General features: G+C 67.7%; 27 protein-coding genes. 14 read left to right on the top strand and 13 right to left on the bottom strand.

What is annotated here, in order from left to right:
- The first annotated feature begins 189 nt into the window (after positions 1-189).
- Positions 190-1,029, top strand: a complete 840-nt coding sequence (locus tag ACIA8G_RS30160) for a helix-turn-helix domain-containing protein (RefSeq protein ID WP_396422067.1) — start codon at positions 190-192, stop codon at positions 1,027-1,029.
- Complete coding sequence (locus tag ACIA8G_RS30155) at positions 1,004-1,186, top strand: DUF397 domain-containing protein (protein ID WP_396422066.1); 183 nt, start codon at positions 1,004-1,006, stop codon at positions 1,184-1,186. The genes ACIA8G_RS30160 and ACIA8G_RS30155 overlap by 26 nt, the downstream gene beginning before the upstream one ends.
- Here the strand turns inward: ACIA8G_RS30155 and ACIA8G_RS30150 are convergent.
- From ACIA8G_RS30150 to ACIA8G_RS30135, 4 genes are read right to left on the bottom strand one after another with little or no spacing between them, the layout of a single operon-like run.
- A complete protein-coding gene (locus ACIA8G_RS30150; protein WP_396422065.1) occupies positions 1,164-2,828 on the bottom strand; it encodes a PAS domain-containing protein in 1,665 nt (554 codons plus the stop codon). The two genes, ACIA8G_RS30155 and ACIA8G_RS30150, sit on opposite strands and share 23 nt — an antisense overlap.
- Before the next feature lies 1 nt (position 2,829).
- Entirely contained in the window at positions 2,830-3,588 is a 759-nt protein-coding gene (locus ACIA8G_RS30145; RefSeq protein WP_396422064.1) for an amino acid ABC transporter ATP-binding protein, read from the bottom strand.
- Entirely contained in the window at positions 3,575-4,378 is an 804-nt protein-coding gene (locus ACIA8G_RS30140) for an amino acid ABC transporter permease (protein WP_396422063.1), read from the bottom strand. The genes ACIA8G_RS30145 and ACIA8G_RS30140 overlap by 14 nt, the downstream gene beginning before the upstream one ends.
- Positions 4,368-5,270: an ABC transporter substrate-binding protein gene (locus tag ACIA8G_RS30135; RefSeq protein WP_396422062.1), complete on the bottom strand. Its 903-nt coding sequence runs from the start codon at positions 5,268-5,270 to the stop codon at positions 4,368-4,370. Before ACIA8G_RS30135 ends, ACIA8G_RS30140 begins: the two co-directional genes overlap by 11 nt.
- Positions 5,271-5,404: 134 nt before the next feature.
- Here ACIA8G_RS30135 and trxA point away from each other — a divergent pair, with 134 nt between their 5' ends.
- The 8 genes from trxA (at position 5,405) to ACIA8G_RS30095 (ending at position 10,000) form a co-directional block, all read left to right on the top strand.
- Positions 5,405-5,776, top strand: coding sequence for a thioredoxin (gene trxA, locus ACIA8G_RS30130; protein WP_396422061.1), 372 nt, complete (start codon positions 5,405-5,407; stop codon positions 5,774-5,776).
- Positions 5,777-5,817: 41 nt separating this feature from the next.
- Positions 5,818-6,207, top strand: a complete 390-nt coding sequence (locus ACIA8G_RS30125; RefSeq protein WP_396422060.1) for a phage holin family protein — start codon at positions 5,818-5,820, stop codon at positions 6,205-6,207.
- Positions 6,204-6,491, top strand: coding sequence for a DUF3618 domain-containing protein (locus tag ACIA8G_RS30120; RefSeq protein ID WP_396422059.1), 288 nt, complete (start codon positions 6,204-6,206; stop codon positions 6,489-6,491). Before ACIA8G_RS30125 ends, ACIA8G_RS30120 begins: the two co-directional genes overlap by 4 nt.
- Positions 6,488-6,757 (top strand): DUF4235 domain-containing protein, encoded by a 270-nt coding sequence (locus tag ACIA8G_RS30115; protein ID WP_396422058.1) that lies wholly within the window; start codon positions 6,488-6,490, stop codon positions 6,755-6,757. The genes ACIA8G_RS30120 and ACIA8G_RS30115 overlap by 4 nt, the downstream gene beginning before the upstream one ends.
- 105 nt (positions 6,758-6,862) lie before the next feature.
- Positions 6,863-7,726 carry a hypothetical protein gene (locus ACIA8G_RS30110; RefSeq protein ID WP_396422057.1) on the top strand — a complete coding sequence of 288 codons (864 nt, stop codon included), beginning with the start codon at positions 6,863-6,865 and terminating at the stop codon, positions 7,724-7,726.
- Between the two features lie 50 nt (positions 7,727-7,776).
- Positions 7,777-8,295, top strand: coding sequence for a VOC family protein (locus tag ACIA8G_RS30105; protein ID WP_396422056.1), 519 nt, complete (start codon positions 7,777-7,779; stop codon positions 8,293-8,295).
- A gap of 20 nt (positions 8,296-8,315) precedes the next feature.
- Positions 8,316-9,404 carry an S-(hydroxymethyl)mycothiol dehydrogenase gene (locus ACIA8G_RS30100; RefSeq protein WP_396422055.1) on the top strand — a complete coding sequence of 363 codons (1,089 nt, stop codon included), beginning with the start codon at positions 8,316-8,318 and terminating at the stop codon, positions 9,402-9,404.
- The gene (locus ACIA8G_RS30095) at positions 9,404-10,000 is read left to right on the top strand and encodes an MBL fold metallo-hydrolase (RefSeq protein ID WP_396422054.1); all 597 of its coding nucleotides are present in this window, start codon (positions 9,404-9,406) and stop codon (positions 9,998-10,000) included. The genes ACIA8G_RS30100 and ACIA8G_RS30095 overlap by 1 nt, the downstream gene beginning before the upstream one ends.
- A 28-nt stretch (positions 10,001-10,028) precedes the next feature.
- Here the strand turns inward: ACIA8G_RS30095 and ACIA8G_RS30090 are convergent, their stop codons facing one another.
- A complete protein-coding gene (locus ACIA8G_RS30090) occupies positions 10,029-11,261 on the bottom strand; it encodes a pentapeptide repeat-containing protein (RefSeq protein ID WP_396422053.1) in 1,233 nt (410 codons plus the stop codon).
- Positions 11,261-12,019, bottom strand: a complete 759-nt coding sequence (locus tag ACIA8G_RS30085; RefSeq protein ID WP_396422052.1) for an enoyl-CoA hydratase/isomerase family protein — start codon at positions 12,017-12,019, stop codon at positions 11,261-11,263. The genes ACIA8G_RS30090 and ACIA8G_RS30085 overlap by 1 nt, the downstream gene beginning before the upstream one ends.
- Positions 12,020-12,122: 103 nt before the next feature.
- Here ACIA8G_RS30085 and ACIA8G_RS30080 point away from each other — a divergent pair, with 103 nt between their 5' ends.
- Entirely contained in the window at positions 12,123-13,091 is a 969-nt protein-coding gene (locus ACIA8G_RS30080; protein WP_396422051.1) for a DUF2332 family protein, read from the top strand.
- Between the two features lie 90 nt (positions 13,092-13,181).
- On the top strand, positions 13,182-14,558 hold the full coding sequence (locus ACIA8G_RS30075) for a glycoside hydrolase family 28 protein (protein ID WP_396422050.1): 1,377 nt from the start codon (positions 13,182-13,184) through the stop codon (positions 14,556-14,558).
- A 15-nt stretch (positions 14,559-14,573) separates the two neighbouring features.
- Here the strand turns inward: ACIA8G_RS30075 and ACIA8G_RS30070 are convergent, their stop codons facing one another.
- On the bottom strand, positions 14,574-15,347 hold the full coding sequence (locus ACIA8G_RS30070; RefSeq protein ID WP_396422049.1) for an esterase/lipase family protein: 774 nt from the start codon (positions 15,345-15,347) through the stop codon (positions 14,574-14,576).
- A gap of 260 nt (positions 15,348-15,607) precedes the next feature.
- Here ACIA8G_RS30070 and ACIA8G_RS30065 point away from each other — a divergent pair, with 260 nt between their 5' ends.
- The gene (locus ACIA8G_RS30065) at positions 15,608-17,158 is read left to right on the top strand and encodes a wax ester/triacylglycerol synthase family O-acyltransferase (RefSeq protein ID WP_396422355.1); all 1,551 of its coding nucleotides are present in this window, start codon (positions 15,608-15,610) and stop codon (positions 17,156-17,158) included.
- Between the two features lie 83 nt (positions 17,159-17,241).
- The gene (locus ACIA8G_RS30060; RefSeq protein WP_396422048.1) at positions 17,242-17,712 is read left to right on the top strand and encodes a hypothetical protein; all 471 of its coding nucleotides are present in this window, start codon (positions 17,242-17,244) and stop codon (positions 17,710-17,712) included.
- On the opposite strand, the gene ACIA8G_RS30055 is transcribed toward ACIA8G_RS30060, so the two are convergent.
- The 6 genes from ACIA8G_RS30055 to ACIA8G_RS30030 all read right to left on the bottom strand — a co-directional run bounded on the left by ACIA8G_RS30055 (position 17,622) and on the right by ACIA8G_RS30030 (position 25,350).
- Entirely contained in the window at positions 17,622-18,536 is a 915-nt protein-coding gene (locus tag ACIA8G_RS30055) for an alpha/beta fold hydrolase (protein WP_396422047.1), read from the bottom strand. The two genes, ACIA8G_RS30060 and ACIA8G_RS30055, sit on opposite strands and share 91 nt — an antisense overlap.
- Before the next feature lie 43 nt (positions 18,537-18,579).
- Entirely contained in the window at positions 18,580-19,407 is an 828-nt protein-coding gene (locus ACIA8G_RS30050) for a hypothetical protein (protein WP_396422046.1), read from the bottom strand.
- The gene (locus ACIA8G_RS30045) at positions 19,404-19,982 is read right to left on the bottom strand and encodes an RNA polymerase sigma factor (RefSeq protein WP_396422045.1); all 579 of its coding nucleotides are present in this window, start codon (positions 19,980-19,982) and stop codon (positions 19,404-19,406) included. The genes ACIA8G_RS30050 and ACIA8G_RS30045 overlap by 4 nt, the downstream gene beginning before the upstream one ends.
- A 336-nt stretch (positions 19,983-20,318) precedes the next feature.
- Positions 20,319-20,660 carry a hypothetical protein gene (locus ACIA8G_RS30040; protein ID WP_396422044.1) on the bottom strand — a complete coding sequence of 114 codons (342 nt, stop codon included), beginning with the start codon at positions 20,658-20,660 and terminating at the stop codon, positions 20,319-20,321.
- The gene (locus ACIA8G_RS30035) at positions 20,660-22,303 is read right to left on the bottom strand and encodes a hypothetical protein (RefSeq protein ID WP_396422043.1); all 1,644 of its coding nucleotides are present in this window, start codon (positions 22,301-22,303) and stop codon (positions 20,660-20,662) included. The genes ACIA8G_RS30040 and ACIA8G_RS30035 overlap by 1 nt, the downstream gene beginning before the upstream one ends.
- An 89-nt stretch (positions 22,304-22,392) precedes the next feature.
- Positions 22,393-25,350 (bottom strand): BTAD domain-containing putative transcriptional regulator, encoded by a 2,958-nt coding sequence (locus tag ACIA8G_RS30030; protein ID WP_396422042.1) that lies wholly within the window; start codon positions 25,348-25,350, stop codon positions 22,393-22,395.
- Between the last annotated feature and the right edge of the window lie 100 nt (positions 25,351-25,450).

Below are 25,450 nucleotides of genomic sequence, written 5' to 3'. Positions count from 1 at the left end.
ACAACGGCCTGCCATCTCGCCTTTGAGAGCGCTCTCACACCTTGAACGGTAAACATGAGATGACGTCGAAGGGAAGACGTAAGTTTCAGGAAAGGTCCGGGACTCCACCGGAATGCGAACCGGGACGCGATACCGTTTTCACCCGAACGAGCAGATTCGTGAATCGAATCCAAGCCATAGCGTCTAGCCATGACCCCATCCACTGCCTACAGCAGGGACCTAGGTGACGAGCTGCGCAGGCTGCGGGAGACCTGCACCGGGCTGAGCGGCCACAAACTCGCCGAGAAGCTCGGCTGGGATCCGAGCAAGGTGTCGACCATCGAGCACGGGAAGGCGCGCGCCAGCGAGATCGACCTCGTGCAGTACCTCACCACGTGTGGCAAGGACGTCGACTTCTACGAGAACTTCAAGCGCCGGTACCAGTACGCGTTCGACGAGTACGTGGTTCAGGTGTCGGGCGAACTGCGCACGGTCGCGATGGCCGAATCTACCGCAAAGACGATCACCAGCTACTCACCTCAAGCAATACCTGGTCTTCTCCAGACACCGGAGTACGCGGACGGCATCTACCGGATGACCGGGATCGTGCCCGAGGACCGCATCCCGACGCTGGTCCAGTTCCGGACCGACCGCCAGTCGATCCTGCGCCGCCACGATCGGCCGACTTGCTTGTTCTACATCCATGAGCATGCGCTGCGGCTGCAGGCCGGAAGCCACCAGGTCATGGAAGCCCAGTACACCCGGTTGTTGTTCAGAACCCACGCGGTCCGGATCGTGCCCGCTGACGCACCAATGGCCGCATCCGGCTGTGTGCTCTGGGAATACGAGAAGGTGAGGCCGATCGTCTTCAGCGAGACCAACCTCGCGAAGGTGTTCGTGCAGGATCCAGGTGCCATCGCACGGACCAGGCTCCTCTTCGACCGCTTGGATCAGGTCGCCTTGAGTGCGGAACAATCGCGGAGCAAGCTGGCGAAGTACGTCAGCCGACCGCGAGAGGACCTCGATGACTCAGGACCGCACCTGGCGTAAGAGCAGCCACAGCGACGGCACGGAAGAGGGCGAGTGCGTCGAGGTCTCGCTGGCCCACAACACCCTCGTGCGTGACTCGAAGAACGCGAGCGGCGACACCCTCGCGTTCTCGTCCCCAGCCTGGCAAAACCTGCTCAACTGGCTCGGTTCTCGTTGAGATAGTTGTAGATCGTGTACCGGGTGACCTCCAGAACCCCGGCGAGGTGGTCGACCGAGTCCCGGATGAGGAAGAACCCAGCCTCATCCAGCACCCGGACAACCTGAGACTTGTGCACCTTCTTCATCAGCTCGACCGGCACCCCGACATCCGAGATCGCCTTCTCCACCAACACCCGCTGCAACGTGTCCACGTCCTGTGGAAAAGACTCAACGGGCCCAGCAGCCTCATGCGTCCCCAACTTGTTGACGCACAAACACCCCACCGCAACCCCCAAAGCGTCACGCACAAAGGTGGTAGACGACCAGATAGCCCGCCCATCCGGCGCATAGGTCTCATACCCGGGCATGTCAGTGGTCGTCCCCCGCCGCACCAGCCCCAGCAGCAGATCAGTCATCGGCCCCCCAACCTGCCGCCCGGTCAACGACCCGGCGATAGCGACGATCGAGTTGGGCAACCGCGCCAGATCGTGCAACACGACCTCGGTATCCGGCCCCAACGCAGAAGCCAGGCTGTCCACCGTCGGCATCAACGCCGACAAGGCAGCCGGCACCGCGGAGACCGAAGTTCCTGCCAGCGACTGCAAAGCCGCCCGCACCCGCTCCAGCGTGCCGCGCGAAGTCGTGGCGTGCGGCGACAACCGGACGTGCTCGGGCCTCACGGTCGCGGTCACGCCGAAGGAGTTCAGCGCCTCCCCCACCACCGACGCGGCCTCGGGCATGGTGAACGCCAGGATTCCGCCGCGCCGCGCACGTTCGGAGACGATCTCGCCGCCGCACGACAGCACGATCTCTTCCAGCTCGGCGACCGTCGAGGAAACCGTGGCGTCCAAAGAAGAAACGCCCGCGAGCTCGACCAGTTCCAACGCCTCGGCGAAGGCACCGGACACCACCGGCGAGAGGTTCGTGATGTTCCAGGCAGCGGCATCCCCAGCCGGAGAGTGCACGGAGTTGTCGAACAGGCCCGCGTCCACCGCGCCGGTCCACCCGGACAGCACCGGCGACAACCGTTCCAGCGCCCGGTCCGACAGCACCACGAAGCCGGTGCTCCACCCGGCCCGCAACCACTTCTGGCCGCCGACCACGAGCACGTCGGCCACCTCCCACGGCTCGTCGACCACGCCGAAGCCCTGGATGCCGTCCACGATCAGCAAGCGGTCGCCCACGACTTCCCGCAGTGCCGCCAGATCCGCGCGGTAGCCGGTGCGGAAGTCCACAGCGGACACCGACAGCGCGGAAACCTCTGCCGTCAACCCAACAGCGGCCGCAGCAGGATCCACTGGTCCGTCGAGCACCACTGACGGGAGGCCCGCGCGCACCCACGGATAGGTGTTCGACGGGAACTCCGACGCCGAGTACATCACCGTGCCGGACAACCCGAACGCCGCCTGGAACAGGCCCATCGACGTGTTCGGGACCAGCGCCACGTGGTCGGTGTCGGTGCGGCACAACCGGGCCACAGCCGCCTTCACCCGCTGTTCCTCGCGCATCAGTGTGTCCACTGTGGATGGACCGGCCAGCGAGGACTGCTCCATCAGACGCGAGGTGGCCGCCACGACTGGAACAGACGGCGGGCCGAAGCGGGCGAAGTCGAGGTACCCCTCCGGTTCGCGGAACTGGGCGAGGTACGAGGCGTCGATCAACTTAGAGCACCTTTGCGAGGAACTGTTGCGTGCGCGGCTGTTGCGGATTGTCCAGCACGTCGGCCGGTGTGCCGCTCTCCACGACGGCGCCGTCGACGAGGAACACCACGCGGTCGGCGACCGAGCGGGCGAAGCCGATCTCGTGGGTCACCACGATCATCGTCATGCCGTCGCGGGCCAGCGAGGTCATCACGTCGAGCACCTCGCCGACCAGCTCCGGGTCCAACGCGGACGTGGGCTCGTCGAACAGCATCAGCTTCGGCTTCATCGCCAGAGCGCGTGCGATCGCAACACGTTGCTGCTGACCACCCGACAGCGCGGCCGGGTAGGCCGAGGCCTTCTCCGCCAGCCCGACCCGGTCCAGCAGCGCCAGCGCCTCCGCGCGCACCTCGGCACGATCCCGGCCCAGCACCTGGATCGGGCCCTCCATCACGTTCTCGAGCGCCGTGCGGTGCGGGAACAGGTTGAACCGCTGGAACACCATCCCGACGTCGCAGCGTTGCCGGGCCACGTCGCGTTCCCGCAGTTCGTAGAGCTTTCCGCCGGCCGCGCGGAACCCGACCGGCACGCCGTCCACCCAGATCCGGCCGGCGTCGATCGTCTCCAGGTGGTTCACGCAGCGCAGAAACGTGCTCTTGCCCGCACCGGACGGCCCGAGCAGGCACACCACTTCGCCGCGCTCGACGGTCATGTCGATCCCGCGCAGCACCTCGGTGTGGCCGAACGACTTGCGGACCCCAATGGTCTCAACGAGGGCCATAAGCACGCTCCAGGTAGTGCTGACCGATCGACGCGAGCGACACCATGACCAGGTACCAGGCCGCGGCGGCGAACAGGGTTTCCATGATCTCCAGGTTGCGCGAGGAGATGTTGTTCGCGGCGTGGATGAGCTCCAGGAAGGCGATCACCGACGCCATCGAGGTGCCCTTGATCATGTTGATGAAGTTGTTGCCGGTCGGCGGGATGATCACGCGCATCGCCTGCGGCAGCACGACTCGGCGCAACGTCGTCAGCGGCGTCATGCCGATCGACTTGGCCGCCTCGGTCTGACCGGGGTCGACGCTGGTCAGGCCCGCGCGGACGATCTCGGCCATGTAGGCGCTCTCGTTGAGCCCCAGACCCAGCAGTGCCGCCACGAACGCGGTCATGACCACGTTGGTGGGCACGGAGAAGAGCAGCGGGATGCTGATCTTCTGGAACACCAGCGCGAGGTTGAACCAGATCAGGATCTGCAGCAGCACCGGCAGGCCGCGGAACAACCAGATGTAGCCGACGGCGAACCAGCGTGCGACGGGGTTCGCCGACAGCCGCATCAACGCGATCACCACGCCGAGCACGATCGCGCCGCCCTGCGCGGCGAGCGCGAGCACGATCGTGTTGAGCAGGCCCTCCAGCATCACGGGGTGCGTGAAGAACCCCGGCACGTCCTCCCACTGGATCTGCGCCTCGGCCATCGCCCACGTGACACCCACGACGACCAGGACGACGACCCCGCCGCTGATCCACCGCCACGGGTGGCGCAGCGGCACTACTTCAAGATCACTTGCCATTGATCGCGGCCTTGGTGATCGCACCCTGCTTGATGTCCCAGACGGTGAGGATCTTGCTGTAGGTGCCGTCGTCGATCAGCGCCTGCAGCGCGGCCTTGATCGCGGCCGAGAGCTGCGGGTTCTGCTTGTTCACGCCGATCCCGTACGGGCCACCGTTGATCGGCGCCAGCGGCACGACCTCGAAGAACGAGCCGTCACCTGCGGTCTTCGAGACGTAGACGGCGGTCGGCAGGTCGTTGAGGATCGCGGCGACGCGGCCGGTGCGCAGCTGGTTCTGGTTGCCGGTGTCGCTGTCGGTCACGCTGAGCTGGACCTCGGGCTTGCGCTGGTCGAGGCACTTCTGGCTCTGCTCCTTGGCGAACTGCTCCTGCGAGCTGCCGAGGTTGACCGCGATGCCCTTGCCGCACAGGTCCTCCGGGCCCTTGACCTGCTGCGGGTTGCCCTTCTGCACCATGATCGTGATGCCGGACGTGAAGTAGTCGACGAAGTCGATCTTCTGCTGGCGCTCGGCCGTGTCGTTCATCGCGGCCATCGTCACGTCGACGCGGCTGGTCTCCAGGCTGGTGATCAGCGAGCTGAACGCCATGTCGCTGTGCTCGACGGTGAGACCGAGCTTCGCGGCGATCACCTTGATCAGGTCGACCTCCGAGCCCATCGGGGTCTTGCCGTCCTCGGCGTAGAAGTTGTTCGGCGGGTTCTGGATGTTGGACCCGACCTTGAGCTTGCCGGCCGACGCGATCGCAGGCGGCAGCATCGCGGCGAGCGCGTCGTCCTTCTTGACCGAGGAGAGGTCGGACGACGGGGGCGTGGTCGTCTGCGCGTTGTCAGACGCGGACCCGCAGGCGGCGAGCCCCAGGACGAGCAGCGAGGTCACGAACAGGCGCGGCATCATGGCGGGACCGTACAACGCTCAGTTGAAGACGTCCACAAAAAGTTGAAGGCTGACGGGTGACCGCGAGCACGGCGGGAATTCCATCGGCACCCGCTTCGTTGGACGGGTTACCCCCAGAAACACGAGGAGGACCTATGGCGACGGTCGAGCTGACCACCGAGAACTTCGACGATGTGGTCGGCGGATCCGGCATCGTCCTGGTCGACTTCTGGGCCGAATGGTGCGGCCCGTGCCGCGCGTTCGCGCCCACGTACGAGGCCGCGTCCGACAAGCACGAAGACCTCGTGTTCGGCAAGGTCGACACGGAGGCCCAGCAGGAGCTCGCGGCCACCTTCGGAATCCGTTCCATCCCGACGCTGATGATCGTGCGTGAGGGCGTCGTGCTGTTCTCGCAGCCGGGAGCGCTGCCGGGGAACGCACTGGACAGCCTGATCGAGCAGGCGCGTGAGGTGAACATGGAAGAGGTTCACGCGAAGGTGAAGGAAGCCCAGGCCCAGCAGGGCTGAGCAGGTGGTTCGTGCAGGTCGGCTTTGGGTAGCCGACCGGCATGAAGACCGACACGTCGACCGCGCAGCTGGTGAACCAGCTGTCGGAACAGGTGAGCAGGCTCGCGCGCGATGAGATCCGTCTCGCGGTCGCGGAGCTGAAGGAGAAGGGCAAGCACGCCGGTGTCGGCGCCGGGATGTTCGGCGCGGCCGGCGTGTTCGCGTGGTGGGGCGGACTCAGCGTGGTCGCGGGCCTGATCCTGTTGCTGGCACTGGTACTACCGCCGTGGGCGGCCGCGTTGATCGTCGCGGCCGCCCTTCTGCTGTTCGCGGGCATCTTCGCGCTCGTGGGCCGCGGACAGGTCAAGCAGGCCACCCCGCCGGTACCCAGGCAGGCGATGGACAACGTCCAGCAGGACATCGCGACCATCAAGGAGAGTGCGCACCGATGAGCGACCCCAAGGAACAGCTGCAAAAGGACGTGGAACGCACTCGCCGCGAGCTCGGCGAGACCGTGGAAGCGTTGGCGCACAAGGCTGATGTGCCCGGACGGGTGAAGGAGCAGGCGCACGAGACCGTCGTGAAGATGACCGAGGCCACCAACGCCGCGGTCGCCTCGCTGCCCGAACCCGTGGCCGGCCAGGTCGAGAAGGCGCGCCGGCATCCCGCCGCCATCGGCGCGGTGCTCATCGCGCTGGTCTTCCTGATCTGGAAGCTTTCCAGGAGGAACGCATGAAGTTCCTTTACCGCCCACTGGGAATGTTGCTCGGCGCGCTGGGAGGACTCGTCGCCACGGCGATCTTCGGCCAGGTGTGGAAAGTCGTCGGGAACGACCAAGAAGCGCCGAGCGCCACCATGCGCAACCGCAGCTGGCGCGAGGTGTTGCTGGCAGCGGCGTTGCAGGGGGCCATCTTCGGCCTGGTGAAGGCCGCGATCGACCGCGGCGGCGCCAAGGGTTTCCAGAAGCTCACCGGGAAATGGCCCGGCGACGAAGAGGATTGAGTCCACGCGGGACGGTCCGGGACGAACGGGCCAAACGAGACGCAGAGGTACACACCAATCGCATGGCGACCTAACCTGACTCGGTCGCCTGCGAAAGGGCCTGTGATGACTCGTCAGCTGCGGGCTGGTGCGCTGTCCTCGAGGTTCGAGCCGCTCTGCGCCGTGCCGGACGACCCGGCCCGCTCCCGGCTGGGGGCGGTGCGGTTCTCCGGCACGTCGTTCAACCCCGTGCTCCGCGACGGGCACCCGGAACTGACAGTGCACCTGACCGACGACGAACGGCACGGGTTCACGGAGGTCTGGACGAGCTCGCGCACCGTGGAATCCGGCGAGCACAAGGCGATCGCCTACGCCCACGACGGCGAATACCTGTTCTGCGCCGGACGGATCCCGCCGTGCGACGAGCACACCTACGCCGGGCGGCTCGCGTTCCGCGCCGCGCTGGAGCTCGCCGGCAAGCTCGGCTACCACCACGTCTTCCGGATGTGGAACTACCTGCAGGACCTCAACCAGCAGACCTACCGCGAGTTCCTGCTCGGCCAGGCCGAGGCGTTCGCGAAGCGCCCGGTGACGTGGAGCGGCCTGACCGCGGCCACCGTGATCGGCTCGCGCGGCGGCGGCATCGCGTTCCACTTCCTCGCCTGCCGCACGGGCAGCCCGGTCACGATCATCGCGCCGAGCGGAGCCCGCGGGGTCTACGTGCACGGGCGGCTGTTCTTCTCCGCGCCGTCGCTGGACGACGCCGCCGAGCTGATGAGCGCCGAGAACCTCGCGCAGTGGGGCGTCGACGACGGGTTCGGGCTGCCCGACGTGGCGTCGCTGCGGGTCTACGCGCGCCAACCGGGTGATCTTTCCCGGGCGCGCTTCGAGTGCGACACCCGGCTGGACCGCGAGACCAGCGTCGCGTACCTGCAGGCCGCGCTGCTGCACGAGGAACGCGCGGTCGAGTTCGAGGGCGTCACCGGCTGAAACCGCGCTGGCCCCTGCGGAAGTTTGAAAGCTCAACTATTCTACGTCGCATGCCACAGCCAGAAGGTGCCGAGCTCGACGCGATCAGGGCCAAACGCGATGAGCTGCGCAAACAGTACGTACGACCGCTTGCGGACCGCGGTGGCTCACCCACCAGGGGCGTCCACCACATCGCGTTGATCTGCAAGGACGTCGAGGAGACCATCCGCTTCTACCAGGAGTTCCTCGGCTTCCCGCTGGTGGAGCTCGTGGAGAACCGCGACTACAAGGGCTCCAGCCACTTCTTCTTCGACCTGGGCAGCAAGAACCTGCTGGGGTTCTTCGACTTCCCCGGCCACGACCACCCGGCGTTCTCCGAGACCATCGGCGCGGTGCAGCACCTGGCGCTGTCCACCTCCCCCGAGCGGTTCGACGAGATCAAGGCGAAGCTGGACGAGGCGGGCATCGAGTACCTGGGCCCCGACCGGGGCGTCGAGGACAGCCTGTACATCCGCGACCCCAACGGTGTAGGGATTGAGTTCTACCGGGAAGAACTCGGGTTGTTCGAAGGCGAGACGTTGATCAACTGACCGACGATCGGAGTCACAGCGTGGCGCAAGAGGTCAAGGGCATCGTCGCCCGTGGCAAAGGTCTACCCGTCGAGCTGACCTCGGTGCTGGTGCCCGACCCCGGTCCCGGCGAGGCCGTGGTGAAGGTCCAGGCCTGCGGCGTCTGCCACACGGACCTGCACTACCGCGAGGGCGGCATCAACGACGAGTTCCCGTTCCTGCTGGGCCACGAGGCCGCGGGAGTCGTGGAATCGGTCGGTGCCGGCGTCACCGACCTGGAGCCCGGCGACTTCGTCGTGCTGAACTGGCGGGCCGTCTGCGGCACCTGCCGTGCGTGTCGCCGCGGCAAGCCCTGGTACTGCTTCTCGACCTTCAACGCCTCGCAGCCCATGACGCTGACGGACGGCACCAAGCTGTCCCCCGCGCTGGGCATCGGCGCGTTCGCGGAGAAGACCCTTGTCCACTCAGGACAGTGCACAAAGGTCGATCCGTCCGCCCGCGCGGCGGCCGTCGGCCTGCTGGGCTGCGGCGTCATGGCGGGTGTGGGCGCGGCCATCAACACGGGCGGCGTCACCCGCGGCGACTCGGTGGCCGTGATCGGCTGCGGCGGTGTAGGTGACGGCGCCATCGCGGGCGCCCGCATCGCCGGCGCCGCGAAGATCATCGCCGTCGACACCGACCCGCGGAAGCTGGAGTGGGCCAAGGGTTTCGGCGCTACGCACACCATCAACGTCCGCGACGTCGACGACGTGGTCACCGAGATCCAGCGCCTGACCGACTCGTTCGGCGCGGACGTCGTGATCGACGCGGTCGGCCGCCCGGAGACGTGGAAGCAGGCCTTCTACGCCCGCGACCTGGCCGGCACCGTGGTGCTCGTGGGCGTCCCGACGCCCGACATGACGCTCGAGATGCCGATGATCGACTTCTTCTCGCGCGGCGGCTCGCTGAAGTCCTCGTGGTACGGCGACTGCCTGCCCACACGTGACTTCCCGATGCTCGTCGACCTGTACCAGCAGGGCCGCTTCGACCTGGACGCGTTCGTCAGCGAGGAGATCGCGCTGGACGGCGTGGAGGCCGCCTTCGAGAAGATGCACCACGGCGACGTGCTGCGATCGGTCGTGGTGTTCTGATGCTCCGCGTCGGCCACACCATCACGTCCGGCACGTTCTCGCTGGACGGCGAGACCTTCGACGTCGACAACAACGTCTGGGTCATCGGCGACTCGTCCGAATGCGTCGTCATCGATGCGCCGCACGACGTCGACGCGATCCTCAAAGTCGTGGATGGCCGCCGCGTCGTGGCGATCCTGCTCACGCACGCGCACGACGACCACGTCCGCGTGGCACCGGATCTCGCGCACGCCACGGGTGCACCTCTCGCCCTGCACCAGGACGACCACGTCGTGTGGAGCCTGACGCACACCGGCGTGATCCCGCACCAGGTCTTGGAAGACGGCCAGATTCTCACGGTGGCCGGCGAGGAGATCCACGTGCTGCACACGCCAGGGCACTCGCCCGGGGCCGTGTGCTTCTACGTGCCGTCACTGGGTGCCGTGTTCACCGGCGACACGTTGTTCCAGGGCGGGCCGGGTGCGACCGGGCGGTCGTTCTCGGATCGGCCGACGATCGAGAGGTCCATCAGGGAGAAGCTTTTCGAGCTACCCCGCGAGACCGTGGTGCACACGGGCCACGGCCCGGACACCACGATCGCCGCGGAAGTGTTCTAGAAGCGGCTGGTTCTAGAAGCGGCTGGTTCTAGCCCAGCCGTTCTCCGATCACGCCGTCCTCCGAGATCACCCAGTACTCAGGCCAGATCGAGTGCTCGGAGGCGGCGTCGATCGTGGCGATGGCCGGAACGTAGGCAGCGGAGTTCTTCTCGCACAACGCGTGGTTCTCGGTGTCCTTGAACCAGGAGACACCCCTGAAGCCGGCCCCGCCGAACTGCAGCGACTGACCGGTGGCCTCGCTGAAGTCGACTCCGGCGTCGAACACCGCTCCCTCGAAGTTCCCACCTGCGTTGAACGTGGTGGCGGCGAAAGAGTCGCCAGGAAGCGCGTAGCTGTAGGGCTGGTGATGCGCGACATCGAACGGATCACGCACAGCCGCGCGGAACTTGGCTTCCTGGAAGTCCGCGACGTCACCGAATTCGGCTTCCATGAAGCCGACGCCGTGGAAGGTGGCCTCGGAGAAGCCGGCCCGCGTGGAGAACTCGGCATTCCAGAACTTCGTGTCGCCGACGAACACAGCCTTGCCGAAGTCGGCCTCACCGAAGCGGCAACCGTGAAAGTCCGCCTCCAGCAAGGTGGCCCCGCCGAGGTTCACGTTCAGCGCCTCGGCCCAGAACTTCACGCCGGCATCGGGCCGCAGGTGGGACGCGAGGACCTGCTGGGCGGTGCGACGGACCTGCCCCTCCTGCACCCGCTCGCGGTGGTCGGCATCGGCGTCGTCGCCGGGCGGTAGGTAGGGCATCCGCAGGTAGGCGCACAGCAGGTTGACGATCGTCTGGCGTTGCTCGGGGTTGTCCTGCGCCAGCCGCTCCAACGCGTAGATCCCGGCCAGCCGGACCGGCGCCTTGTCGGACCCGAGCTGCTCGCTCGCCTTGGTGTAGAGATCGGTGACCCGCCGGTCGGCGGCATCCCTCTCGGTGGCGGCGGCGACATCGCGCTGGAGCTCGTAGGCACGCGTCACGTCGGCCTGATCGCGTTCCTTCTGCACCAGGCCGACCTCGGTGGCGTGCTGACGCCGCCACGCCAGGTACAGCGCGAAGACGCCGCCACCGCCGATGCCGATGCTCAGCCCGGTCCGCAGTGCGTCCAGCCGAGCGGTCACCAGTTCCTTGCCCGTCAACCCGGCCGTGCCCCACCACCACAACGCCAGGACCAGCCCGATGGTGACGAGCGCGATCCCGGCTGCGACGAGAGCGATCACCTTGCGCGGCATCGGTTGCAGCGGCTCACGCGAAGACGGCTGCGGCATCGGAGAAGTCATCAGAACCTCGGCGGCCGCTTCTCCAGGAACGCCGACACGCCCTCGGCGTAGTCGGCACTGGACGCGGCCTCCGCGTACAGCTCCCGGACGAAGTCGTCCTCGTGCCCACCGTCGGTGATCGAGTTGATGATCTTCTTCGCTCCCCGCACGCTGACCTGCGCCCGAGCCGCGATCTGTTCGGACAATTCCTTGACGCGCGCGTCAAGCGAGTCCACCACCTCGTTCACGAGCCCGATCCGCAGCGCCGTCGCGGCATCGATCAAATCGGCCGAGAACAGGATCTGCTTCGCCCACGCGGGACCGACCGCGTCCACGAGCTGCTTGGTGGACGTGAAGTTGTAAACGATGCCGAGTTTCGCGGGCGTGATCCCGAATCGTGCATCCAAAGATGCCACCCGAATGTCGCAAGCCAGGGCGATCTCGCACCCACCGCCGACACAGAAACCGGAAATCGCGGCAATCGTCGGCTTGTCCAGCTGGACAATCGCGCGCTCCCCGTTGTGTACCGCCTCGCCGTAGTGCGCGGCGCCGGCAGCACCGCGCCGCAAGGTCGAGAACTCGGCGATGTCGGCACCGGCGGAGAACTGGTCCCCACCCCGGATAACCAGTACCCGCACGGTTTCATCAGCGGAAACGCTCGCCATGATGCCCGGCAGCGCCGACCACATCTCGTAGCTCATCGCGTTGCGCTTGGCCGGGCGGTTGATCGTCAACGTGGCGACCGGACCGGCCGCGGACAGCTCCAGGAACTCGCTCACAGGCCGCACGATACCGACCGCGTTCTGGCGGCACGCCCGGTCTCATATGGGAAGAATGCGTTCACGTGCTTGTAAAGTCCCTTGCCGAAGAAGGGAGGGGTGTGTGACCGCCGCCAGCATCGGTGCTGCCACTCTGCGGACGTTCGCAGTGCGGTTGCGGACCAGCGCACCGGTCTCCGCGCGCATCCTCTCGGAACTCGCCAGTGAACTCGACCGCGGCGGCCCGGTGGCCGACCTGCTCTGCTCGCACAGTGCCGTGCACAGTCCCCTCTTCGGCATCCAGGCGCTCGCCGGCGTGCGACTGCTGATGCTGTCGGGAAAAGCACCGGAACTGAGCCAGCGCTTCGCCAGCGCGCACGCCGCCGCGATGGCCGGCGAGTCCGACTCGACCGCGTTGCTCGCGTGGCTGGCGGCCCGCCGCGCAATCGTCGAGAACGCCGGCGAGATCCTCGCGGCACTGGACCGCACGGTGCAGCAGCACCAGCCGAAGACGGCGGGATTCCTGTTGCGGGGCCTCACGATGATCGGCGCGCCCAAGGTCCGGCTCCTCGAACTCGGTGCCTGCGCGGGCCTGAACCTGATCCTGGACCACTACCGCTGGTTCGGCCTCGGCTGGGAGTGGGGCGACAAGGACTCCTCCGTGCGCCTGGCCGCCGCCGGGCCGCGCCCGCCCGACCTGGAGATCGTCGGCAGGGCCGGCTGCGACCTGCAGCCCCGCGACCCCGCCGACCCGAAGCACGCGATGATCCTGCACTCGTTCATCCCGCCCGAGCACGACGCGTTGCGCTGGGACCTCGACGACGCCGTCGAACTGGCGGCCAAGGTCGGCGTGAAGGTCGACCGCTCCCCCGCCGGGCGCTGGCTGCGGGAGAACCTCGTGCCGCCAGAGGAACGCGGCACGTACACGGTGATCTGGCACAGCTCGTTCTGGCCGTACCTGACCGAGGACGAGCGCCACGAGATCGAGACGACGCTGACCGCGGCGGCCGGGTCGATGCCGCTGGCGCGGGTGTCGTACGAGCCGATCGACTTCCGGACGAACCCTCGTCTGACGGTGACGATCTACAGCTGACGACCTCGACGAGCGGGCCGCAAACGTTTACAGTCTTTCTGTAACGCCGCCGCCGATCACGTTGCCTTCACCGTGGAAGAGGGACGTCGAATGGACGGCAGGATCACCCGTCGACTGCTGATCAAGTCAACCGTCGTGGCCGCGGTCGCCACGCCTGCGCTGGCACCCACCGCACTCGCAGTCACGCTCACAGCCGCGGTCCCCACCCTGCCCTGGCCCGCCGCGAACGAGATCGTCCGCAACACGAAGCTCCCGTCGTTCCCCGACAAGAACTTCGACGCGACGGCCTATGGCGCCAAGGGTGACAACAAGACCGACAACACCGAAGCCTTCAAGAAGGCCATCGCCGCCTGCAACGCGGCCGGCGGCGGCCACGTGATCGTGCCGAAAGGCACCTACATCACCGGCGCGATCCACTTGCTGAGCAACGTCGACTTCCACCTCGAAGACGGCGTGCTGCTCAAGTTCTCCAGTGACGGCTCGAAGTTCCCGGTCGTGCTCACGCGCTACGAGGGCATCGAGTGCATGAACCGCTCCCCCATGGTCTACGCGTACAAGCAGACCAACATCGCGATCACCGGCAAGGGCACGCTCGACGCGGGCGCCACCGGGAGCTGGAACAAGGGCAGCGACCGCTCGTACCTGGAGTCGCTGGTGGCCAAGGGAACCCCGCCGGAGAAGCGGGTGGTTCCCGGTTCCGGCAAGAACATGCGCTCGACGTTCATCGAGCCCTACTCGTGCGACACCGTGCTCATCCAGGGCGTCACGCTGAAGAACCCCAAGTTCTGGCAGATCCACCCCACGCTCTGCAAGAACGTCACGGTCGACGACGTGCACACCGACCCGTCAACGGCCGCTAACAACACCGACGCGTGCGACCCGGAGTCGTGCGACCACGTGGTGATCTCCAACAGCGATCTCGGCGCCCACGACGACAACGTGGCCATCAAGTCGGGCCGCGACGAGGACGGCCGGCGGATCAACGTGCCGTGCCAGAACCTCGTCGTCGTCAACTGCCGCATGAACGGCAACTGGGGCGCCATCACGTGCGGGTCCGAGCAGACCGGCGGCATCCGCAACGTCTACGGCTACAAGCTCGACTGCGTGAACGCCACCAAATTCGCCCTCTACGTCAAGTCGAACACCAAACGCGGCGGCTTCTCGCAGAACATCAACCTGGACAGCGTGTCCGGCGTGTTCGGGCGCGCGTTCATCTACGTGACGACGACCTACAACTCGCAGACCGGCAGCCACGTGCCGAAGTTCGGGCCGTTCTACGTCTCGAACTGCAGCAGCAGCAAGGCTTCCAAGGTCCTCGACGTGTCCGGGCTCGCGCAGGAGCACGTGAAGGGGCTGGAGCTGCGGGACTCCAAGTTCACCGTCAGCTCCACCACCAACACCGTCAACAACGTGGACGGCCTGAAGTTCACCAACGTCACCGCGAACGGCAAGCCGATGACCCAGTAAGGCTCAGCAGTAGGCCTACGCGGCCCGCGGGTACATGCGGGCCATTCCGGGCGGCGCGGCGAAGGGTGCCCACGTACCCTCCGCCTGCGCCAGCCGGTCAGCCACCACCCACAGCACGGTGGAGTTGAACCCGTATCCCAGGTGCGAGGACGACACCTGGACGTTTTCCCTGCGGTGTCCCGGTTCCTCGACGCACGACTCCCACGAGACGATCCCGTCCGTCTTGGAGTAGATCGACGTGGCGGGCACCGGGATCGGTGGCCGCGTCGACTCCAGCGGCGGGAACTCCTCGCGCGGGATGTGCAGCCGCGAGAACAACGAGAAGGCCGGCATCGCCCGTGACTGCACGGGATCGCTCATGTTGTACGGCGACCCGAGCGTGATCACCTGACGCACCCGGTGCGGGTGGTCGCGCGCCATCTCGCGCGCGAAGATCCCGCCGAGCGACCAGCCGACGATGGAGACCGGCCCGCACTCGTCGGACGCCTTCTTCACCAGCGCGTGCATGCCGTCGACGGAGCGGCGGGTAGGTCCGATGTTGCGGCCCAGTCCCCACGGGTGCACCTGATAGCCCAAACCGGACAGAAACCGGCGCAGCATGACCGTGGACGAGTCGGTGGCTCCGAGACCGGGGAACACGAGGACGGGGTGACCGTCACCCGATGGCGCACCGCGCAGCATCGAACGGGTGGCGACGAACTCGCTGACGTCGAGCGCGCAGCGGGTGGGTTCGGTGAGGTACCAGAACAGACCCGGCGCAGATCCTCTGACCAGGTGCAGGGGAGACACAGGAACATCGAAGACTTCGTCTGAAGGTACGGCAGACATAGGAGCCTCCCCACACGTCGACAACCCCGAGCCGGCGCCCTGGGCCACGTTGCCCAGTGAGTCCATGATGTTTCGTGAACGATCTTTTCGCCAGTACTTTCGAGTCTCGATTCGCCACCTCCAGGTAACACGTTGGCAACCTCACACGTGTGCAGTGCCTCTCACCTGCATGGACGTCGATTCAGAAGCTCGCGTCCTCTACCATTTTTCGAGTGGATCGGATGAGCTCTTTGGACGCAGGCTTCTACTTCATCGAGGACGAGAACGTGCCCATGCACGTCGGTTCCGTGCTGGTTTTCGACGGGCCGGCCCCGTCGTACGGCGACGTGATCCGCCTCTTCGTGTCGCGGCTGGACCAGGTCCCCCGCTACCGGCAGAAGGTGAAAGCCCTGCCGTTCCACGTCGGCCGCCCGGTCTGGGTCGACGACGACCACTTCAACATCCTCTACCACGTGCGGCACACAGCGGTGCCGACGCCGGGTGGTGAGGACCAGCTGCGCAACCTCGCGGGCCGGATCTTCGCGCAGAAGCTCGACGACAAGAAGCCGCTGTGGGAGGCCTGGCTCGTGGAGGGCCTGGAGGGTGGCCGCTGGGCCATCATCTCCAAGGTGCACCACTGCATGATCGACGGAGTGTCCGGAACGGACATGCTGCAGCTCCTGCTGGACTTCAAGAAGGAGACCGCGCTGCCGGAGCCGAAGGAGTGGAAGGCCACGCCGACTCCTTCGACGCTCGACCTCGTGGTCGACGGTGTGCGCGACGCCGTGGTGACGCCGGTGCAGCACCTCTCCGCGTTGCCTGCTCTCGCGCGGAACCTGCGGTCGTTCAACGAGATCGTGGATTTCGGCAAGACCGTGCTCAGCAGCCTGCCCAGCACCGCGCGCCGTCTCGTCACGCGCGCCGCCACGTCGTTGAACGGTCCTATCGGGCCACACCGCCGTTGGGTGTGGGCGCGCGCGAACCTGGCTGAGATCAAACAGATCCGGACGGTCGCCGGCGGCACTGTGAACGACGTCATCCTCACGGCCATCACGCGTGGTTTCCGGGATCTGCTGGAGAAGCGCGGCGAGCTGACCGAGGGCATGGTCGTGCGGACCATGGTGCCCGTGTCGATGCGCAAGGCCGACCAGCACAACGAGCTGAACAACCGCGTCAGCGCCGTGCTGGTGAACCTGCCCGTGGGCGAGGCGAACCCGGTCGAGCGCCTGGCGTCGATCCGCGCGCAGATGGACGACCTGAAGAGCTCGCGTCAGGCCGCCGGTGCGGACGTGATCACGAACCTCTCGAACTTCGCCGCGCCGACGTTGATGGCGCTGGGCTCGCGGACCGCGATGCGGTTCCCGCAGCAGATCTTGCAGACCGTCACCACGAACGTGCCCGGCCCGCGCATCCCGCTCTACATGCTCGGCCGCCCGCTGGTGGAGATGTTCCCGTACGTGCCGGTCGCCTCGACGATCCGGATCACCGTCGGCATCTTCTCCTACCTGGACAAGTTCACGTTCGGCATCAACGCGGACTTCGACGGCGTGCCGGACGTCCAGCTGCTCGCCGACGGCATCCGCGCCGGTTTCGACGAGATGGTCGCACTGGCCGCTGAAGCCACCGAGAAGGCAGAAGCCGCTGCACTTGCCGCGGCCAAGCCTGCTACAAAGCCCGCGGTGGCCAAGCCTGCTGCCAAGCCAGTCGCGGCCAAGCCTGCTCCCAAGCCGAGGGCCGTGAAGTCGACCGCGAAGGCGGCGACGAACGGAGTGAAGCCGGAGACCACGGCCTGAGACACGATCTGACGGTTCAAGCAGGTGAACACGACCTGCACCTGACCGTAGTAGGACTCGACGCACGGCTGGGCGCCCTCGGTGTGGCGCTCGGCCAGGTCGACGACGTCCGCATCGAGCTGGAGGACGTGCGCTGGTCGCGCTGGCGGGCTCGCCGCGCGACCGTCGTGTGCCGCGACGTGCACGTGAATCCGCCCGCGACCCTGGTGTCGTCACCGGTGGAGTTCCGCGTGGAGGTGGCACACGCCGACATCCCGGAGTTGCAACCGGTCAGTTGGTTTCCGCTGACCGTCCGGTTGGTCGGCTCGGAGCTGCACGTGCGCCTGCACAAATGGCTGCCGGCGCGCGTCTTCGCGGTGCCGGAGCTGCCGCGCGGCATCCGGCTGACCGGCGTCGAACAGTTCGACGACCACTTCGTGCTGACCGGAGCCGCTCCCGTGCTGAGGGAGCGGCTCACGCTCAGTCAGCTCGCGGACGTGCTCAAGCGGTTGGCGTCCATCCAGGCCAAGACCCGCTCGGACACGACCTCGGGGATCTCCATCTGGGGCACGTGACCGATGCCCGCGTACTCGTCGTAACGCCAGTGCGGGTGCTTCCTGGCCACGTACCGGGCGGCGGCGACGTTGACCAGCCGGTCCCGGTCGCCGCTCATCAGGAACACCGGGACGCGGATCTTGCCCATCGCGGCGAAGTAGGCGCCGCGCTTCGACGTCGTGAACACGACGCTGCGCGCGGCCGCCAGGAACGCCGCGTCCAGCCCGTCGACCTTGGCCCGCTCGCCGATCAGGTGCTCGCTCGCCTGCTTGAGCTCTTCGGGGATGACCCCGGGGTCCGCGCAGACCAGTTCCAGCACCCGTTCGACCTGCCTGCGGGCGGGAGCGGTCTTCGACTTGGCCAGGAAGCGCTCGCCGAGGCCCGGCACCGAGTACAGGAAGAACGTGCTGAGCATCGTCGGGTCCGGCCGCGTCCCGAGCACCATCGGCAGCGCCGGGTCGACCAGCACCAGCCCTGTGACCACGTCCGGGTTGTAGGCGGTGTGGAACAGCGAGATCAGGCCGCCCATCGAGTTGCCGACCAGGATCACCGGCTCGCCGACGACCTGCTTGATGAACCGGCCCAGGAGCCCGGTGTTGGCCTGGACGGTGGTCTTGCGGCCCTCGGGCATCGTCAGCCCGTGTCCCGCGAGGTCGACGGCGACGACGCGCGCCTTCTTCGCGAGCAACGGCGCCAGCAGCGCCCAGTTCAGGTGCGATCCGCCGAGCCCGTGCACGAGAACGACCCGCGGACCGTCCTCCGGCCCACCGAAGTCGACCCAGTGCACGGGCCCGTCGAGATCCACGTACTGACTCGTGCCGCCGAAGTTCGCCACCGTCGTCATACCAACCAGTATGTCGGTAAGACCAACCGGTCGGTAGCCCCCGTCACCGCCAGGGCGTAGCGGCCTGACACTCCTTGTACGGCCGAGTCCGCGTGCCGTAGACGACCTCAAGGCTCTGCGGGTCGTAGTAGCAGACCTCGATCGGCCCCGCGTTGTCGCCGAGCAACGTGCCCGCCGCGTCGTAGGCCCGCACGATCGTGGGCCTCATGTCGCTGCTCTGGATCACCCAGCTGGACGGGTAGTACATCCGAGCGGCATACGTGCCGTTCGCGACCTTGGCCTCGACGGTCCTGTCGTCAGCCGTGACCGTCACCTTCGCGACTCTCTCACTGACGCGCCCGACAACCGTCCGAAAACCGGGCACATCAGGCTGCCCGTCCGCCGCACCACCGGCGCTGGCACCGGAATAGTCGATCGAGAAGTGCCCCGGCAGCCACTTGATCGCGGCCTGCCCGAACCCCGCGTTGTACTTGTGGCCTCCCACCCCAAGACTGCAGGTCAGCGCCTCACGTTCGGTGTAGAGCAACGCCCAGTCGGTCTCCTCGTTCAGCAACTGGCGCATCTTCGCCTTCCCAACACCGGCCGACTGCGCGCAACCCTCCTCGAAGGCCGCGACCGCCTCGGGCGGAACCCCGAAGCCCGACGTCGGCGGCGCGGAGGTGATGTGGACGGCCGGCGTCGGCCCCGGTGCCGGGGCCGGCCTGAGCATCACGACACTCGTGACCACGGCGGCCACCGCAGCCACCCCGGCGAGCACAGGCACGACGAACCGCAGCGACCGCCGACCGGCGACCTCGCTCTCGAGCTCGGCGCGGATGCGTGCCTGGCGGCCGGGCGGCAGGTCGCGGGTGGGCGGAAGCATGCTGGTCATCGGTCCTCCCCGGTGTGCACGAGCTCGCGGTGCTGCTGCTGGAGCCTGGACTTCGCCTTGCTGACCCGAGCCCGCACGCTGCCCTCGGTGATCCCGAGCACCGCAGCCGCATCGGCGTACGACACCTCCGACCACACGCAGAGGGCGAGCGCCTCCCGTTCGTTGCGAGGCAGCTTCGCCACCGCCCCGAGCAACTCCTTCATCCGCCGCTGGTCGTCCAGCCGCTCAGCCACCTGATCAGCGTGATCAGGCACAGCCCGCTCCTCGCCGACCCGCCGCAGGTTCCTCAGCCGGCGCAGCACGGACCGCTGGTCGTTGCGCACCACGTTCGTCGCCACGGTGAGCAACCACGGCAACGCCGACTCGCGCTCCAGCCGCACCTCGCCACGCTTGCGCCAGGCCAGCAGAAACGTGGCCTGCAGGTGGTCCTCCGCCTCGGCCCAGGACGCCGTCAGCCGGAAACAGTGGTTGTAGACCGCCTTGGCGTGCCGGTCGAACAGCACCCCGAAGGCGCGCGGACCGCCCCCAGCGGCCTGCGACCACAGCGCGCGGTCGTCAGGGTCTTCGGTTGTCATACCTCTTCGTGTCCGCCCGCCCGGTTGGTGTTGGCACCAGTGTCGCGCGCAGCCTCACTCGACCGAGTGAACCTTGTCCTGCTCGCCACGGCCGCGGGCATCTGGCACAACTGGACCACCGGCATCACCAGTAAGCGGTCACTGGTCGCCTACGGCCACGGACCAAACTTCACGGAATCAGTCATCTAGGAGTGGAGCCACCTCTGCGACGTGACCCCACCCGCGAGGATCAACGTTGAGATGCAGTTCAGGCTGTCCATCGGGACATTCCGGGATGCACACATCGAAGCACAAACGCAGAGGAGGCCGTCATGTCGACGGCCTCTTCCGGTTCCCTCACTTCGACGACAAGGACCAGTGCCACCACTCGGTGTGAGTCACCAGGTCGACCGCACCGAGCACCTCACCGAGCAGCAGCCGGTGGCTGGCGGCCGAAACGAGCGGCTCCGAGCCGTCCACTCGGCACAGGCTCAGGTCGACGGCTTCACCCGTGAGGTGCGGAAGACTGCCGGGTGGGCAGGCGGGCCTGCCGATCAGCAGCCGGAGCTCCGGGGGGAGCAACGTCTGCGCCGTGATCAGCCGGTCCACCACGCCCACCCTCACCAGAACCGCGGCCGGACCGGGTTGCACGCGCAACGCGTCGATGGCGCGCAGGTCGACCATGGACTCACCGGACATCAGCCGTCGAGCGCGAGTGAGCCGCCGCGGTCGCTGGTGCTCCAGCCCGCGCTCGGCGTGTACTTGAACTGCGTGAGGTGGCCGTTGGCGCCGTGTGCGAAGGCGTCGATCCGGTCGGTCGCCGGGTCGTAGAGGTAGCCGACCGGGCTGCCGCTGATGGCACCGCCCAGACTCCCGTTCCGCCATCCGTTGGCGGCGCTGTAGTAGAACTCGGCCAGCGTGCCGTTCGACGAGCGGGCGAAGATCTCGATGCCGCCGCTGCGCGTGGCGAACGCGAGCGGGGTGCCGGTGATCGCCCCGCCCAGGGTCGTGGACTTCCACTCGCTGCCGACGTTCTTCCAGAACTCGGACAGGCTCCCGTCCGACGCGCGGGCGTAGACCTCGATGGCACCGGTGTCCGGATGGCGGAACCCGGTCGGGCTCGACGCGATCGAGCCGCCCAGTCCACCGAACCCGTCCCAGCCGCCCGTCGGCGTGTAGCTCTGTTCCCACAGACCGTTGTCGCTGCCTCGCACGACGACCTGGATGCCGCCGCCGGGCAGGGCGAACGCGAGCGGGGAACCGACCACGAAGCCACCCTTGTCAGACCACTGCCACGCGGCCTGCGGGCGCTTCCAGAACTCCATCAGGTGGTTGGTGGTGCCGTGCGTGGCGAAGACCTCGATGGATCCGGTGTGCGGCTCGTAGAACGCGCTGGGGTTCCCCGTGATGGGACCGCCGACGGTCTCGGCGTGCCATCCGGCGGTGTCGTACCACTTGTGCACGAGGTCGCCGCTGCCGGAACGCGCGAACACCTCGATCGCACCGGTGGCGGGGTTGGTGAAGGTCACCGGGGTGCCGGTGAAGTCGCCCCCCATGTCGGACGACTGCCACGGGCTGCCGGGGTTCTCCCAGAACTCGACGAGATGGTTGTCAGCGCCTCGAGCGAAGACCTCGATAGCCCCGCCGGGTGTGCGCACCGCGGCCGACGAGGTGGGCGCGGAAGTCACGGCGTCCTCGACGATGTTCTTGTACCGGAACGCCTTGTACTTGCTCGTCGCGTGACCGTCGAGCACGCCGGCGCCGTTCTTCCCGTCGTCGCCGTAGGCCGTGGTCACGGCCGCGCCGGAGAAGTCACCGATGCGGTGCCGCAGGCTGTTGCGCTGACCGTCGGTTCCACCGAACCCGTAGTAGTCGAACTTCGGGTACGCGGGCGCCCATCCCTCGAACAGGACCACGTGGCCGTCCTGCCAGTCGCCGACGACGCCGTCGTCGACCGTGAGGTAGTCGCCCGGCCTCAGGTCCTGCCAGTTGATGGGCACGCCGTAGGTCGAGGTGGCGAGGCTGAACGAGCTGGGGCTCGACGTCAGGTGCAAAGCCATGGACACCAAGCCGGAGCAGTCCCGCCGGTACGTGTGATCGCCCTCGATGTCGGCGAGCCACTGGCTGGTGTCAGGTCCGTCGTAGCGGGCTGGATCCTGGGCGTACCAGTGCCGAGCGCGTTGCAACACTTCCGATCTGGTGATCTGGCCGCCCGCGGTGGAGGCATGAGCGGTCGCCGGGGCGACCACAGTCGAGATCGTGGCGGTGGCCAGGCCGAGTGCGGCGACGACGAGAACGGTGAGCGTGCGGGACGTCCGCCGGCCGATGTCGAGAGTCTTCACGGGTTCCTCCGGTGATGACGCTGTGGTTCTGACACCGGGAAGGGTCAGCGGACCTGCTGGAACTTTTCTGTAAGCCGCTCTACTCGGTGTTACAGGGCCGCCCTGAGCTCGTCGTACTCCCGCGCGCCGTGGTCGTGGAACACCTTCAGGGCACGCCGAAGAACCGTCGCGGCCCGTTCCGCGTCCCCTCGGGCGGCGTAGACCTGTGCGAGATCACGTTCGGTGCGCGCCGCCGACAACGGCGCTTCCATCGTGGCCCACCCCTCCATCGCCGCGTTGAGACAAGCCTCCGCGAGGTCCAGCTGTCCGGCAGCGAGGTGCAGTTCACCGAGTCCCCGCAGGGTCGCAGCCTGTCCCCAGCGGTCGTGCATCATGCGGCAGACCGACAGCGCCCACTCGAGTGGAGCGAGGGCTTCGTCGTGGCGGCCGAGACGAACGTGGGCCTTGGCCAGCGCCCGCACCGCGTACGCCTCGAGGAACTCGTCACCCAGCTCGCGGAAGATCGCCCTGGACTCCACGCACAGCTCGGCCGACCGCTCGAACTCGCCGAGGGCTCGGTGCCACAGCGCGAGCGTCCGCAAGGTCAAACCTTCGCCTCGACGGCTACCCGCCCGCCGATACGCCGCGAGCGCGTTGTCGAGGTTCGACCACGCACCGTCGTAGTCGCCCAACTCCAGCCGCGCTGAGCCCGCAAGCCGCGCCGCGTACCCGACACCGGTGTCGTCGCGCAGTTGGGTCAGTGACACGACGGCCTGGTCGAGGAAGTGCACGGCCTCGGTCAGGCGACCTGGTTCCCGGCAGGCGGCGCCCAAGCCGGCGAGCGTCACGGCCTGCCCCCGCCGGTCGCCGAGATCGCGGAACTTGCTCAACGCCTCGCGGTAGAGCAGGCGGGCGTCCGCGAAACGGTCTTGCATGTACCGCAGTTGCCCTTTGTCGGTGAGCATGGCGGCCTCGCTGCGCAGATCGCCTACCCGGCGCGCGGCCTCCAGCCCGGCTTCGATGATCCGTCCGCGCAGCTGGAACCGGTTGGCGCCGCCGAGCACCACAGAGTACTGCTCGCCGCCGAACGCGCAGGCCAGGTCGTGCAGGCCCAACGCGGCTGCGCGCTCGACCCCGGCGACCAGTGCCGGTTGCTCCGCTTCGAACCACGCCCAGGGGTCGGTCGGGGTCGGAGTGGCCACCTCCGGCAGGTCGACCAACGTGCGGTAGCTCGAGATGTCGTCCGGTGGCGTCATGGCCGCGTGGCGCCTGATCATGGACAACCAGCCGCCGAGCGCCATGGCGACCGCGCCGTCAAGGTCGGCGCGGGACTCCTCCTGTTCGGCCCGTTCACGGGCATACAGCCGGACCAGGTCGTGCAGGCGGTAGCGCAGGTTGCCGAGCCGATCGACACCGACGAACTCCACCAGCTGGGCGTCGACGAGCGGCTCCACGTCCGCGTCCGGCATCCCCGTCAGCCAGGCGACGAGCCACGGGGCGAAGTCGGGCACACCGAAGTAGCCGAGCCTGCGCAGCGCCGTCCGGTTCCGGTCATCCAGCCGGTCATAGCTGAGGCCGATGCTGGCCCGCACACCCAGATCACCCGGCGACAACTCGTTGAGTCGGTGGCTTTCGTCGGCAAGGCGGTCGGCGAGCCAGCTCGGCGGCAGGCGTTTCCTCGACGACAGCCGGGCACCTGCGATGCGAATCGCGAGTGGTAGCCGGCCACAGTGCTCGACGATCCGGATCGCCGACTCACGGTCGGCGCGGATCCGTTCCTGACCGACCACCCGGCCCAGCAGCTCGACGGCCTCGGCCGGATCGAGGACGTCCAGCTCGGTGAGCGACACGCCGGGCAGGCCCGCGAGGCACTCGCGTGACGTGATGACGACGACGCAGTTCGCGGTACCCGGCAGCAACTCCCGGACATGCCGCTCGTCCCGCGCGTCGTCCAGCACGATCACCAACCGGCGCCCGGCCAGCATCGTCCGGTAGAGCTCACCGCGTTCGTCGTCGTACTCCGGCACCTTGGCAGCATCGACACCGAGTGCACGCAGGAATCGCCCCAGTACCTCGCCCGGCGCGACGGGCACATCGCTCATCCCCCGCAACGCGGCGTGCAGCTGTCCGTCCGGATAGGACTCCGCGAGCTGGTGTGCCACCCGGACGGCGAGGGTGGACTTGCCGCTGCCCGCGCGTCCCGCGATGACCAGGCAGCCCTGCGGTGCGGCGCGTGTCAGTGCCTCGATCTCCGCACGCCGCCCGGTGAAGTCGGCGGGAACCTGCGGCAGCTGCGCCGGGACGGACGGCGCCTTGGGCCGGGCTCGCGGCAGGTCTCCGCACAGGATCGACTGGTGCACGGCGGTGAGCTCGGCACCGGGCTCCACGCCGAGCTCGTCGGCGAGCACCGCACGGGCGTCGTGGTAGACGGCGAGCGCGTCGGCCTGTCTGCCGAGCCAGCTCAGTGCCACCATGAGCTGCCCGCGCAACCGTTCGTGGGTGGGGTGCCGGTCGATCAGCCCGGTCAGCTCGGCCACCAGATGATCCAGTCGTCCCAGGGACAACTCGGCCTCGATGCGCTCCACCAGTACGGTCAGCCGCAGTTCGTTCAGCCGGTTCGCCTCACCGGCGAGCAGGCAGTGTTCGAGTCCGGCCAGAGCGGGGCCACGCCACAACGCGGATGCCGCGCGCAGCAGGTCGATCGCCTCCTCGGGGTCACCGTTCGCCATGTGCTCGAGCCCCGCGGCGAGCCGGCGTTCGAAAAGATCGCGATCGAGCGCGTCCGGTGGTATCCGGACGACGTAGCCGGGCGACCGGGTGGCGATGAGATCCAGGACGCCGAAGCGCGCGAACGACCGCCGCAGCACGGACACATACGTCTGGATCAGGGCCCGCGCGGTCTCCGGTGGAGCGTCACCCCAGATGAGGTCGACCAGCCGGGTCGCAGGCACGACACGGTCGTGCTCGAGCAGCAGCGCGGCCAGCAGGGTGCGCGGCTTCGTTCCGCCGAGCGGAACCCGTGCGTTGCCCACCCACGCCTCGACCGGGCCAAGCAGCCGAAACTCCACGATCCCCTCCTCGCGCCGGTGCAGAAGGTAACCGGACAACGAGATCAACGGAGGGCGAATGGTCCCGGCGCGGTGCTGTCGTGGCAGAGCTGGGTCGTGC

Origin of the sequence: Lentzea sp. NPDC051213 (assembly GCF_044455585.1) — a bacterium.
In the GTDB taxonomy this organism is placed as follows: domain Bacteria; phylum Actinomycetota; class Actinomycetes; order Mycobacteriales; family Pseudonocardiaceae; genus Lentzea.
The sequence above is the reverse complement of the archived record's forward strand: the minus strand, read 5'-3'. Positions and strand labels throughout refer to the sequence as shown.